Below are 12,215 nucleotides of genomic sequence, written 5' to 3' on the forward strand. Positions count from 1 at the left end.
TCCATTGATGAAGTCGCTCCAGTTGATCCTTGCCGCCACGCTGCTTTTCTCGGCGGGTGTGGTCGCCGGGGTCATGGGGGCACGTCTCCAGTCAAAGGCGGCCGATCGCCAGGCGCAGCGTCAACGCGGGGAGTTGCCGCCGCCGTTGTGGGCCCGGTCGGAGCTCCTTCGGCGCGTTCAGCGCGACCTGGACCTCAGCGAGGCCCAGCGCGAGCGCATCGAGGACCTCCTTCGCGAGAGCCAGGAATCGCTGCGGTCTCTTTGGGAACCGCTGGCCCCACGCGCCCGGAGCGAAATGGAAGCGCTGACCTTGCGGATTCGGCAGGAGCTGGATCCGGCGCAGCGCGAGCGTTTTGACGCCGTGCTCAGTGAACGTTCGAAGCGATTCCGGATGGGACCGCCCGGAGACCGCGGCCCCCGACGGGGTGACGGGGATGCGCCGCGGGAGGACGGCTCGCCGGGGCGGCGGCCACCGCGGGTCAATCCCGGGACCGGGCAATCAGGATCAGACGGATCAACTGCAGCACCGCGTTGATCATGGCGGCGACGTAGGTCAGGGCCGCGGCGCCGAGCATCCGGTCCACGCCCCCGCTCTCCGCCGGGGTGATGATCCCGAGGTTGGTCAGCTGCACCTTGGCGCGGGCCGACGCATCATACTCGACGGGCAAGGTGATCAGTTGGAAGAAGGCCAGCAGGGCGTAACAGCCGACCCCAATCCACAGGAGTGTGGACGCCATCGGACCGAGGATGTTTCCGAGGAAGATGCCGCCCAGGATCAGAAACATGGACGCATTGGTCGCGAATCCCGTGATGGGCACGAGGGCCATGCGCAATCCAAGCGGGCCATACGCCTGTTGATGCTGCAGGGCGTGGCCAACCTCGTGGGCCGCGACCGAAACGGACGCGATGCTCGTCCCGTGGAAAATGTCGTGCGACAGGAACACGGCGCGCCGGGTCGGGTCGTAATGGTCGGACAACTCTCCCGGTACCTCTTGAATCCCCACCTCGTGGAGCCCGTTTTGGTCCAGGATGTGTCGGGCCGCGGCCGCGCCGGTGACGTTGCGCTGGGTGCCGATGCGCGAGTATCGGCCGTAGGCGGACCGCAACCGCAGTTGCGCCCAGAGGGCGATGATGATCCCGAAGGCGAGCAGGATCAGTTCGATGGGGGAGAAAATGGGCATTCCTATGGGCATGGCAGTTTCCTTTCCGTCGAGGATATTGGTGGGGAATCGGACTGCTGGCAATGAGAAGCCATTCGCCGATTGGAAATGAGTGGGGGCGCGGTCTAGACCTCCAGAATCTTTTCGAACTGGGTCAGGTTCTGCGGATCCCCGGGCGTGATCAGGGCGACATCTTCCAGGCGGACGCCACCGATCTCCGGGTAGTAGAGCCCGGGTTCCACCGTCATGACATGGCCCGCTTTCAGGATGCATTCGGAACTGCGGCAGGCGGTTGGCGGCTCGTGATCCTCCAGCCCGAGGCCGTGACCGGTGGCATGGAAAAAGCCCACCGGCTGACCGCGTCGGCGTCCTGACCGGTACCCTTGGGACCGGAAAAACCGTTCCACCGCCGTGTGTACATGCGCCCCGGGCATGCCCTCGCGCAGCAGCGAGAAGGCCACCGCCTGGCTTTGCAGGACGGAGGCATATTGCCGCCGCACCGCCTCGGTGGCGCGGCCGCGCACCACGGTCCGGCAAATATCCCCGTGATATCCGGTCCGGGCGGACCGGGGGACGATGTTGACCACAATCGGAACGTGGGCGGCGAGCGGTCCATGGCCGCGTTCGTGGGGGTCACAGGCCTGAGGGCCCTGGGCCACAACGGTGTTCGACGCGACCCCCCCGGCCTGGAGCACGGCCGTTTCAATGATGGCGCGGAGTTTTTCGCAGGTGAGCGGCACGCCCTGAAGCAGCAGACGGCGGTCCTTGCCGATCTTGGCCCGCTTCAGGGCATGGATCCCCTCGGCCATGCCCACCTCGGCCATCATCAGTGCCGCAAGGATCATTTTCACTTCCGCCGCCGTCTTGAACTCGCGCTCGGGAAGGAACCAGCCCTCGCGAACCTTGACGCGCAATCCGAGCTTGCGCAGCTGGCGGGCCACCCCGACCGGGAAGGCGAAGGGCACGGTGACCTTCCGGACCCTTGCCTCGCGGCAGAGCGCTGCCGCGGCCTGGGCAAGTCCCGGCACTTTGCAGCCGTGGCCGCGGGCGGCCCGCAGAAAGCGCGACAGCGGCAGCACCCGGTCCACCTGCGCGTGTGGCCGGGCCCGTTCCACCTCCAGATCGTGCAGCACCGCCATCGAGCAGCCGTTGTTGCGCAGGAAAATCGAAGGTTTCGAGACTGCCACGCCGATGGCATAGCGCATGTCGGGATCGCGCTCGCTTTCGGCAATGTGAAGCAGGGTGGAGGGCTTCATCAGGCGTGGAATGTGGCCCGGCGATTTGGAGGCGGAATCCAGCGCCGGTCAAACGTGGAACCGCAATACCAGTTGCGAATCCTGCGGGTGGTGTCCGGAATGCCTTCCGGATTGCCCCGGAGGCCCGGGATCAGTGGACGTGCAGCGGCGACAGGAAGTAAAGCCTGCCTTCCGGAATTCCGGCCGCAGGGGCCCATCCGTCCCAGCGGATACGAACCTCCCCGGATGCCCCAATGCCCAGGAAGGGCACCAGGTCGGAAAGTCGTGAGGGCGATCGGTAGGTGACCAGACGGGCTTTCCCGATGCCGGCGAGTGTCCGGGCCCGGGCGACCGCCGCATCGAGCGATCCGAGTTCATCCACCAGCCCCAAGTCGTAGGCTTGGACCCCGGAAAGAATCCTGCCATCAGCAAATTCCTCCCAATTCCCGGCGAGGCGGCGGCGTCCGCCCGCGTTCGCACCGTCTCCACCGCGGCCCTCCTGAACGACCTGCTTGAAGCGGTCGAAGTTCTGGTGGATCAGGTCGCGCAGGATGGCCCGTTCCTCCGGAAGCTCCTCCTCCGCAAGGCGGTCTCCGCGCAGCATGTCCTTGAGTCTGCCGCTTTTCACGACCTCGGGACGGATCCCGACCTTGTCGAGCAATCCCCGGTAGTTGTAGCCGTGGAAGATGACCCCGATGCTCCCAGTGAGCGTGAGGGGATGGGCCACGATCCAGCGGCAGGGCGCGCTGACGTAGTAGCCCCCGGAGGCCGCCAGGGATCCCATGCTGGCGACCACGGGACGTTGATGGCGGTCCTGGAACTGGCGGATGGAATCATGGATCTCGTCACTCGCGAGCACCTCGCCCCCCGGGGAATCCACCCGGAGCACCACCGCCTTCACTGCGGGATCGCTGGCGATGCGGTCGAACTGGTCCCGGACCAGGTCAACCATTCCGGCACTGCCGCGCAGCGGGCCGCCGATGATTCCTTGGATTTCGATGAGGGCGATCTTCTCCCCGGCTCCGCCGTGCTCCACGATCTCCTCGATGAGAGCGGAAGCACCGGCCCGTCCGTCGGGAGTCGCACGCCGCGAGCCCCCTGGGTCCAGGGCGAGGCTGAGCATCAGGATGCCAAGGAGGACCAGTCCGCCGCCCGTCACCGCGGCCCAGACCCACCAGCGGACCCGTCCCCTTGGACGGCGTCGTGGCAGATCCAGCAACGGGGGGACGGGATATTGGGGAGGGCGCGGGCTCTCTGACATTTCAGCGACGTTAGGGAGCCCGTTCCCCGGTGCAAGCGGGGTTCCCGGCGCTCTGCCATGCCACGACGAGGCTTGCGGCAGCCCGGGAGATGCCTTTCCAATCGCGGGCGCGGATCTTGTCGGCCGCCAGAAGGGAGCCCCCCACCCCCACAGCGACACAGCCGGCCGCGCGATAGGCGGCCACGTTGGCGACGCCGATCCCGCCGGTGGGCATGAGTTGAAGGTGTGGCAAGGGAGCGAGGAGGGAGCGGATGAATCCCGGGCCGAGGGATTCCGCAGGGAACAATTTCACGAAGTCGGCGCCTGCCTCGTGTCCCAATTGGGCCTCGGTGGCAGTTCCCGCCCCGAGCGCGATGGGGCAGCCGGCGGCATGCGCAAGCGGCACCAGCGTCGGACGCAGGACAGGGCAAATCAGAAACGAGGCGCCAGCTCCCAGGGCCGTCATGCAATCCTCCCTGGACAGCAGGGTGCCGGCCCCGACGAGCACCTGGTCCCCGAGGTGGTCACGGGTCCGACGGATGGCACCGGCGAATCCCGGGGTGGAGGTGGTGATTTCCACGATGGAAATCCCTCCGGCGGCGAGGGCGGCTGCGAGGTCGGGAACCACGGAGGAATCCGGCGCCCGGATCACCGCGACCAGGCCCGCGTCTGTGATCCGGCGATGGACCGAACTGCGGAGCGATTCCACCGGGGAGCGCGGGAATTCGGAAGGAGGTGCAGGGGGAGGGTTCACGGGTCTTGGCGCCTTCAAGGCGGGCCCGGAGGATCGTTGCCGCCGCTGTCGGCGCGGGCAAGCACTGGCCTCGGGCAATGACCTCGCGACGCTTCGTCGAGGCTTCCACCCGTCGGGATTTGCTTTGCGGGCCCCGGGAGGTCTGCGTATCAAGGCGCCCGGTCATGAAATTTTCGCTGTCCCTCTTCGCGATTGGCACCGCCGTCGTGGTTTCCGGCTGTGTCCATCACACGGCAAAACCCTCCGAGACCTCAACGACGTCCAAGGCGTCGGGTCCGCCCCTGACCGCCCCCGGGACCCGCCTCGGAACCACCGATGCGGAGGGCTACACCTTCATTTTTGACGGCACTTGGGACGGCTGGCGGGTGAGTGAAAACCCCAAAGCCTGGAAGATCGTCAATGGAGCCTTCCTCGCCAACGGCGACCGCAGTCACAACTACTACGTGGGCCCGTTGCAGCCGTTCAAGGACTTTGAGGTGCGCCTCGACGTGATGACCGCGCCGGGCGCCAACGGGGGCGTATACGTCCACACCAAATTCCAGGATGCCGGATGGCCCTGGGGCGGCTATGAGATTCAGGTCAACAATTCCCAAAGCGACTGGCGCCGGACCGGGAGTGTCTACGCAGTGAAGGACGTTCGCGAAACACCGGCGCGTGACAACGAGTGGTGGGACTACCGCATCCGGGTCCAGGGCGACACGATTCAGGTGTTCGTGGACGGCAAACTGGTCAATGAGTTCCAGGAGGAAGCGGGTCGCGAGATCGGCAAGGACTTTGAACGCAAGCTCAATGCCGGCACCATCGCCCTCCAGGCGCACGATCCCGGCAGTTTCGTCTACTACAAGAACATCCGCGTGAAAAAGCTGGATTAGGCTGCCGGTCGCACCGGCCTGCACCACGTCCGGCGGTCCCCGATCCTCCCTGCATTCCATGTCCCTGCTCGACTCACTGAAGAAGTACACGGTGGTGGTTGCCGATACCGGCGACATTGACGCCATCGCGCGGACGCATCCGCAGGATGCGACCACCAATCCCTCGCTGATCCTCGGTGCGGCGCAGATGCCGCAATACCGCGATCTGGTGGACCAGGCGGTCGCGTTCGCGCAAGGGGTGTCCGGGGACGCGGAGTCCCGGCTGGTGGCGATGATGGACCGGTTGTTCGTGCTGTTCGGGATTGAGATCCTGAAGCATGTGCCCGGCCGGGTCTCCACGGAGGTGGATGCCCGGTTCAGCTTTGACCGAGAGGCCAGCCTCGCCAAGGCCCGGTCATTGATTGCGATGTATGAGGAGGCGGGCATCTCCCGGGAGCGCGTGCTGATCAAGCTCGGCAGCACCTGGGAGGGCATTCGTGCCGCGGAGGCGTTGGAGACCGAGGGGATCCATTGCAATCTGACGCTGCTGTTCAGCTTCGCGCAGGCCGTCGCCTGTGCGGAGGCGCGCGTGACCCTGATTTCGCCGTTCGTCGGCCGCATCTACGACTACTACCGCAAGGAGAGCGGTGCCGAGATCTCCCCCGATGCCGATCCCGGTGTCGCGTCCGTCACTGCCATCTACAATTATTTCAAGAAGTTCGGATACCGGACCCAGGTGATGGGTGCGAGCTTCCGGCGGATTGAGCAGATCACGCGGCTGGCGGGCTGCGACCTGCTGACGATCAGTCCGGACCTGATTGACCGGCTGGCGGCCAGCGAGGGGGAGCTCACCCCGGCGTTGACCCCGGAGGCGGCGCAGAAGAGCCCGGGTGAAAAACTGGCGCTCGACGAAAAGACGTTCCGCTGGATGCACAACGAGGACGCCATGGCCACCGACAAGCTTGCGGAGGGCATCCGCCGGTTCAACGCCGACGCGAGAAAGCTGGAGGCCTACGTGCGGAAGCATTTCTCCCTTTGATCGAATCCCGGCTGTTGACGGCTCCGACCGGGCGCTGGCATCCGCGATGGCCCTCGGGGCGCCCCCGGATCGTGTGCTGCGAATCTACGGGGGGGGTGAACCGGAGCCCCTTGCCGGTTCGGATCGTCCCCGGCATGGTTCTCCATGGCGGGGGGCGTCGGCCATTCAAGCAGGAGGTCAAGTGTTCGGGGGAGTCGGACGGGATTCTCCCTCGTTGAACTCCTGGTCGTCGTTGCCGTCGTCGCGGTTCTGGCCGGGTTGCTGCTCCCGGTGCTGGGGAGATCCCGTCAGCGGGCGCAGGGCATCCAGTGCATGAACCACCACCGGCAGCTCACCCTGGCCTGGCTCAATTACGCGTTGGACCATTCGGACCGGATCCCTGCGGCCAGTGCGTCCACGCGTGAAACGGAACTGGCCATGCCGGCCTGGGTGGATGGCTGGCTGGATTTGAATCCGGACAATCCGTCAAACTGGGATGTCACGCGCGACATTCATGTCAGCCCGATCTGGCCCTACTGCGGTGGCGCTGCCGCCATCTTTCGATGTCCGTCCGACGCGAGCCGGGTGACCCCGTCTTCGGGGCCGTGGCAGGGGCGCATCGTGCCGCGTGTCCGCAGCATGTCCATGAGCCTGTGGTTCGGTGGATTTGGCGGCGCGTTGTCGCTGTCAACCGGCGCCGTCAGTCCGCCGTGGCGCCTGTACCGCCGGCTTGGGGATCTGGTGGATCCGGGAGCCTCCATGACGGCGCTTTTTTGGGACCAGCGTGAGGACACCATCAATTACGGCAACTTCCTCATTGATATGACTGGGTGGCCGGATGCGCCGGAACAGGTGCGCTGGCAGGTGGATCTGCCGGGGGCCTATCATGGGCAGGCCGGGGGGCTTTCGTTTGCCGACGGCCATTCGGAGATCCGCCGCTGGGTGGACGGGCGCACGATGCCGCCCCTGCGGCGCGGCACAAGCTGGGTGGATGCCGATCATGCCCTGGAGCAACCCTACAATCGGGACATCCGGTGGCTTCAGGAGCGGGCCACCCGGCCGCTGCCTGCTACCGCGGGGCTGTAGGTTCCGGGTCGGAGCCGGAGGTCTGCCTCAGCGTTTCAAGGGCCTCTTTAAAGTCGGCGGGCAGCGGCGCGTGGAAATCGCACCACTTCCGACTGGCGGGGTGGACAAATCCGAGGGTGCGGGCGTGGAGCATCTGGCGCGGCGCCCGGTAGCCGGTCGCCTCGAGGAGCCGGACATTTGCCCGGTGTCCATACACGTGGTCGCCCACCAGGGGGAATCCGAGGTGTTGAAAATGGACCCGTACCTGGTGGGTGCGTCCGGTGTGGATCCGGGCTTCCACAAACGCCGCGCTCCGGAGTCGTTCCAGCAACCGGTAGGTGGTCCGGGAATCCCGGCCGTCGCCCTCGGTCAGCGTCATACGCTTCCGATCCACCGAATGCCGCGCGATCCGGCCCGAGATCAGGCCCGAGGGTGGATCCAGATCACCGCAAACCAGGCACTGGTACAGCTTTTCAACCCGGCGGGTGGCGAACTGGTCCTGGAGGTCCCGGTGGGTGACATCATGTTTCGCCACCACAAGGCATCCGGTGGTGTCCCGATCCAGCCGATGCACGATTCCCGGACGGATGACACCCCCGATGCCGCTGAGTTGCCCGTGGCAATGGTGCAACAGCGCGTTCACGAGAGTGCCGTCCTTGTGCCCGGCGGCCGGATGCATCACCAGGTCCGATGACTTGTTGATCACCAGCACATCGGCGTCTTCGTAAAGCACCTCCAGCGGGATGGCCTCCGGGAGCACCGTCGCCGGCGTGGGATCCGGCCATTCGACCTGCACCACATCCCCGGCTCGCGGGTGCTGTGCGGGCTTTGGGGGCCGCCCATTCACCCGGACGCAGCCCTGAGCCAGCAATCGCTGGATTTCGCCCCGGGAACTGTCGGCATACCGCTCGTGGAGAAAGCGGTCCAGCCGCACCCCGGGCAGCGAGGTGTCCACCGTGAAAACGTCGAGTTCGGGCATGATTCAGGGCCGCGGCGCCGTGACGGGTCGGGGGCGCCGCTGCAGCCAAAGGTACAAAAGGATACCGGCTGCAAGAATCAAGATGCTGGTCTGCTGGCCCGGAGTCAGGCCCGCAAGCAGCCCGGACCGCGGGTAATCGCCGCGGAAGACTTCGACCGTGCTTCGCAGGACGGCATAGCCGGCGAGGTAGGCACAAAAGACCTGTCCGGGGAACCGGCGCCGCTTGAACAGAAGCTGGAGCAGGGCGAAAAAAATCAGATTCAACCCGGCCTCATAAATCTGGACCGGATGCACCCCCGTCCCTTCGGTGGCGTGATCGGACGGAAACCGGATCGCCCAGGCGACCCCCGTTGGTCGTCCGAAGCAGCAGCCGTTCATGAGGCAACCCAGCCGCCCGAATGCATGCCCGACCACAATTCCCGGGGCGAGACAGTCCGCCACCGTCCACATGGGGAGCTTCAGCTGGTGCAGCCGCCACAAGGTGAGCAGCGTGGCGGCGACGAGCCCGCCATAGAACACCAGCCCTCCCCTCCAGATGGCGAACATCTCCGTCCAAGGCTGGCCGGCAAAGTCGCGGTTCCAATAGCTCACGACATACCACAGTCGCGCGCCGGCGAGACCGCCCAATACCAACCAGGGGGCCAAGTCGTGAACCATCGCGGCGGAGAGGCCGGCGGCCCTGGCGTTGCGGCCGGCGATCCAAAGTCCGGCCAGGAAGCCCAGCGCCACGAGCACCCCAAAGGCGTGGATGGACAGGTGGCCCCATTGGAAGAGGATCGGCTTCACAGGCCGCGGACCTTAAGCGGGGCCTGCGTTGAGGGGAAGGCGGTGATGGAATTCCGCCGCACCGGAACCCGGTGGTTTGTCCCCCACGGGTCTTTCGCGTCGAATGCGGATCCTGGACTTTACTCGTTCGCCTCGTGAGGCAGGTTGCCGGGGTGATTCGACAGGTTTTTACAGTTCTGCTCTCCCTGTGGAGCGGCGTGATCGCGATCGGTTCCGGCATCCCCGACCGGGTGGTTGCCGGGCACCTGACGGTTCCGCTGAATCCCGGGGCACCGGGCTATCGGTTCGTGGATGCGCTTGGGTTCCGTTCGGAAGCGCCCGTGGCGGTCGTCTCGCCCCCGGGGGAAACCAACCGGCTGTTCATCGTGGAACAGCGGGGGCGGATCCTCGTGGTCACCAATCTGGCGGCACCGACGCGTACTGTCTTCCTGGATATCCGGAACCGAACGGTCTACGGGGGCGAGCAGGGGTTGCTCGGACTGGCTTTCCACCCCCGATACGCGCAAAACGGCAGGTTTTTTGTTTTTCGCACCCAGATGACCGGCCCCCCCGGGGTCCGCTACCTGCACGATGTGCTCAGCGAGTTCCGCGTTTCGGCTCATGATCCCAACGTGGCAGATTCCGAATCCGAGATTCCCCTGTTCCGCGAGCCGGATGATGCAGCCAACCACAATGGCGGGGATCTTCACTTCGGTCCTGATGGGTATCTTTACGTGTCGGTCGGAGATGAGGGTGGGGGTAACGATAACTATGGAAACAGTCAGCGGATTGATCGGGACCTATTCGCGGGGATCCTTCGGATTGATGTGGACCGGCGACCCGGCTCGCTGCCCCCCAATCGCGATCTCAACAATCCGGCCGAGACGTTTGCCTACACCACCAACTATGCGATCCCTCCGGACAATCCGTTCGTCGGTGCCACCAGCTTCCTGGGGCGGGAGGTGGATCCGGAGCGGGTCCGGACCGAATTCTGGGCGGTCGGTTTGCGCAATCCTTGGCGGTTTTCCTTTGATCGCAGCACCGGCGAGCTGTGGATCGGAGACGTGGGTCAAAGCGCCCAGGAGATGGTGTTCGTGAGTCGAAAGGGGGCGAATCACGGGTGGGCCTTTCGCGAGGGAACTTTGTCGGGCCCGAAGGCCGGGGCCCCGGCCGGATTCCTGACCAATCCGGAATTCAACTATGTCGCCCCGCTCTACACCTACCCTCACGGCACTGGTCCCCTGCGAGGGCGTTCGGTGACCGGCGGGGTCGTCTATCGCGGGCGCCTCCTCTCGGCATTGCATGGCGCCTACATCTTTGGCGACTACGTCGGCGGCAACGTCTGGTCGTTGAAGCGTGATGCGGCAGGGGGGCGTCCGGTGGTGACACGCCTCACGGGCTTTGCGGCGGTTTCGGCGTTTGGAACCGACCCTCGTGACGGTGCGGTGCTGGCCTGCCAGTTGAGCACCGGCCTCATCGGGCGGCTGGAGTACGACGCCGAGTTTTCCGGTGAGCCCCTGCCTCCGCTGCTGTCAGGGACGGGGGCATTCACGGACCTGGCGACACTCACGCCGGCCGACGGCATGGTGCCCTATGACGTCAATCTGTCGTTCTGGTCGGATGGCGCTTCCAAGCAGCGTTGGTTCGCCCTGCCTTCGGAGGACTCCAGGATCGGGTTCTCGCCGGAAGCTCCATGGACAGCCCCTGAAGGCACCGTGTGGGTCAAGCATTTTGAGCTGCAGACGGTGCCTGGTGATTCCACGACCCGGCGACGGGTGGAAACCCGGTTTCTGGTCCGAAACGACCTCGGTGTCCACGGATTTGCCTACCGGTGGAGCTCCCCCTCAGAGGCTCTGCTGGTTCCGGAAGAGGGAGACGATGAAGTCATTGATCGTGAAGTGGATGGTCGGATGGTACCGGTCGTCTGGCGGTACCCGGGACGGGCGGAATGCCTCGCCTGCCACACGCCTCAGGCAGGCCACACTCTGAGCTTCCAGACCGCCCAGTTGAATCGCGAGATCCATGGGTTTTCCGGGACGATCAACCAGGTGGCCGCATTGTCGGCGGCAGGCTATTTCTCGAATCCGCCGGCATCCACACGTCCGCTCCGCCGTTTGGCGGCCCCGGAGGATGCGTCGGTCAGTCTGGAGTACCGGGCCCGGTCGTGGCTGGCAGTGAACTGTGCCCCGTGCCACCGCAGCGGCGGTACAGGGGGGGGACCCCTCGATCTCCGTCTGGCCACTCGCACCGCCAGTACGGGGATCCTCTTTGGACGTCTGAACGATGATGGCGGTGATCCGGCCAATCTGGTCTTGCTTCCCGGGGATCCGTTTCACTCGCAACTGCTTCAACGGATTGCCGTCCGAGGTCCGCGCCAGATGCCGCCGCTGGCGAGCGCGATTCCGGATCCCGCAGGAGTGCAATTGATTATGCAGTGGATTGACGAGCTGGGAGATCCGCCGGCGCAGACCGCATCCGGGTTGGAGGCCCTTCTGGACGGTGGACGGGTGATCCTGAGGGCGGTTCAGCCCGCAAACCGCTCGCTAAACCTTGAGGAGGCGGGTGTCCTGGGATCCGATTCCTGGGAGTTTGTGGATCTGCCCGGCAACGATCCCTCGTATCCGTCAGAGCCGCGTGAATGGCAGTTTGAGATTCCCGATGGCGATGGGGGGCTGTTTCGGATTCGTCCGGAATCTCCCTGAACGGGCGTCTTCAACTGGAGGGCGGCTGCCGCAACGTGGACGACAGAATCTGGCGTTGCGTCTTTTCGGACATTGCAGCGAGGCAATGGGTTGGAAATCAGGGGGGCAGACTTCCCAAGAACGTGTTGTGAAGCCCCAGCCGGTTTCCAAGGCGGAATTTTTTGAGGGGAATCTTGATCCGCTTCGTTCCGAGGATCTTTCACCCCAGTCTTGGAATTCAGGCCCACGACTTCGCTTCCCATGCTCCCGCAGCGGATGTCGGGTTCGCCATGGCAACGGGAAGGATCGTGGCAGGCTGATTCGTCGGAGGTGACGCACAACGGGCGTGGATCATCGCGAGGGCGATGGACCACGCCTGGGGGAAGCGTCTGGGTTTGAGCACGGCAGGTCCTGTCCGCGATCGCGACGGTGGTGCGCATCGTGGCGGGAGATGATGTGCGGCAACT

Annotated in this window: 11 protein-coding genes; 5 read left to right on the plus strand and 6 right to left on the minus strand. The window is 65.3% G+C overall.

Annotation, left to right across the window (positions count from 1 at the left end; all coding sequences use genetic code 11):
* The first annotated feature begins 7 nt into the window (after positions 1-7).
* A complete protein-coding gene (locus KF791_12190) occupies positions 8-535 on the plus strand; it encodes a hypothetical protein (GenBank protein MBX3733341.1) in 528 nt (175 codons plus the stop codon).
* On the opposite strand, the gene KF791_12195 is transcribed toward KF791_12190, so the two are convergent.
* The 4 genes from KF791_12195 to KF791_12210 form a co-directional block, all read right to left on the minus strand.
* Entirely contained in the window at positions 480-1,181 is a 702-nt protein-coding gene (locus tag KF791_12195) for a zinc metallopeptidase (GenBank protein MBX3733342.1), read from the minus strand. The genes KF791_12190 and KF791_12195 overlap by 56 nt on opposite strands.
* Before the next feature lie 104 nt (positions 1,182-1,285).
* Positions 1,286-2,416 (minus strand): aminopeptidase P family protein, encoded by a 1,131-nt coding sequence (locus KF791_12200; GenBank protein MBX3733343.1) that lies wholly within the window; start codon positions 2,414-2,416, stop codon positions 1,286-1,288.
* A 130-nt stretch (positions 2,417-2,546) separates the two neighbouring features.
* Positions 2,547-3,656 carry a signal peptide peptidase SppA gene (sppA, locus tag KF791_12205; protein MBX3733344.1) on the minus strand — a complete coding sequence of 370 codons (1,110 nt, stop codon included), beginning with the start codon at positions 3,654-3,656 and terminating at the stop codon, positions 2,547-2,549.
* 10 nt (positions 3,657-3,666) lie between these two features.
* The gene (locus KF791_12210) at positions 3,667-4,344 is read right to left on the minus strand and encodes a bifunctional 4-hydroxy-2-oxoglutarate aldolase/2-dehydro-3-deoxy-phosphogluconate aldolase (GenBank protein ID MBX3733345.1); all 678 of its coding nucleotides are present in this window, start codon (positions 4,342-4,344) and stop codon (positions 3,667-3,669) included.
* A gap of 209 nt (positions 4,345-4,553) precedes the next feature.
* On the opposite strand from KF791_12210, the gene KF791_12215 reads away from it, so the two are divergent.
* The 3 genes from KF791_12215 to KF791_12225 all read left to right on the plus strand — a co-directional run bounded on the left by KF791_12215 (position 4,554) and on the right by KF791_12225 (position 7,344).
* Positions 4,554-5,261 (plus strand): DUF1080 domain-containing protein, encoded by a 708-nt coding sequence (locus KF791_12215; protein ID MBX3733346.1) that lies wholly within the window; start codon positions 4,554-4,556, stop codon positions 5,259-5,261.
* 58 nt (positions 5,262-5,319) lie between these two features.
* Positions 5,320-6,279: a transaldolase gene (gene tal, locus KF791_12220; GenBank protein ID MBX3733347.1), complete on the plus strand. Its 960-nt coding sequence runs from the start codon at positions 5,320-5,322 to the stop codon at positions 6,277-6,279.
* Between the two features lie 144 nt (positions 6,280-6,423).
* Positions 6,424-7,344: a prepilin-type N-terminal cleavage/methylation domain-containing protein gene (locus KF791_12225; GenBank protein MBX3733348.1), complete on the plus strand. Its 921-nt coding sequence runs from the start codon at positions 6,424-6,426 to the stop codon at positions 7,342-7,344.
* Here the strand turns inward: KF791_12225 and KF791_12230 are convergent.
* Both KF791_12230 and lgt read right to left on the minus strand, forming a co-directional pair.
* Positions 7,328-8,302, minus strand: a complete 975-nt coding sequence (locus KF791_12230) for an RluA family pseudouridine synthase (protein MBX3733349.1) — start codon at positions 8,300-8,302, stop codon at positions 7,328-7,330. The two genes, KF791_12225 and KF791_12230, sit on opposite strands and share 17 nt — an antisense overlap.
* 3 nt (positions 8,303-8,305) lie before the next feature.
* Positions 8,306-9,088: a prolipoprotein diacylglyceryl transferase gene (lgt, locus tag KF791_12235; protein MBX3733350.1), complete on the minus strand. Its 783-nt coding sequence runs from the start codon at positions 9,086-9,088 to the stop codon at positions 8,306-8,308.
* Positions 9,089-9,222: 134 nt separating this feature from the next.
* On the opposite strand from lgt, the gene KF791_12240 reads away from it, so the two are divergent.
* The gene (locus KF791_12240) at positions 9,223-11,769 is read left to right on the plus strand and encodes a PQQ-dependent sugar dehydrogenase (GenBank protein MBX3733351.1); all 2,547 of its coding nucleotides are present in this window, start codon (positions 9,223-9,225) and stop codon (positions 11,767-11,769) included.
* Positions 11,770-12,215 lie beyond the last annotated feature (446 nt).

The organism is Verrucomicrobiia bacterium (assembly GCA_019634635.1).
GTDB lineage: Bacteria > Verrucomicrobiota > Verrucomicrobiia > Limisphaerales > UBA9464 > UBA9464.

Excerpts from the sequence above, each read along its gene's own strand:
- KF791_12190 (MBX3733341.1), top strand. The coding sequence starts at position 8 with ATGAAGTCGCTCCAGTTGATCCTTGCCGCCACGCTGCTTTTCTCGGCG.
- KF791_12195 (MBX3733342.1), bottom strand. The coding sequence starts at position 1,181 with ATGCCCATTTTCTCCCCCATCGAACTGATCCTGCTCGCCTTCGGGATC.
- KF791_12200 (MBX3733343.1), bottom strand. The coding sequence starts at position 2,416 with ATGAAGCCCTCCACCCTGCTTCACATTGCCGAAAGCGAGCGCGATCCC.
- sppA (MBX3733344.1), bottom strand. The coding sequence starts at position 3,656 with ATGTCAGAGAGCCCGCGCCCTCCCCAATATCCCGTCCCCCCGTTGCTG.
- KF791_12215 (MBX3733346.1), top strand. The coding sequence starts at position 4,554 with ATGAAATTTTCGCTGTCCCTCTTCGCGATTGGCACCGCCGTCGTGGTT.
- tal (MBX3733347.1), top strand. The coding sequence starts at position 5,320 with ATGTCCCTGCTCGACTCACTGAAGAAGTACACGGTGGTGGTTGCCGAT.
- KF791_12225 (MBX3733348.1), top strand. The coding sequence starts at position 6,424 with ATGGCGGGGGGCGTCGGCCATTCAAGCAGGAGGTCAAGTGTTCGGGGG.
- KF791_12230 (MBX3733349.1), bottom strand. The coding sequence starts at position 8,302 with ATGCCCGAACTCGACGTTTTCACGGTGGACACCTCGCTGCCCGGGGTG.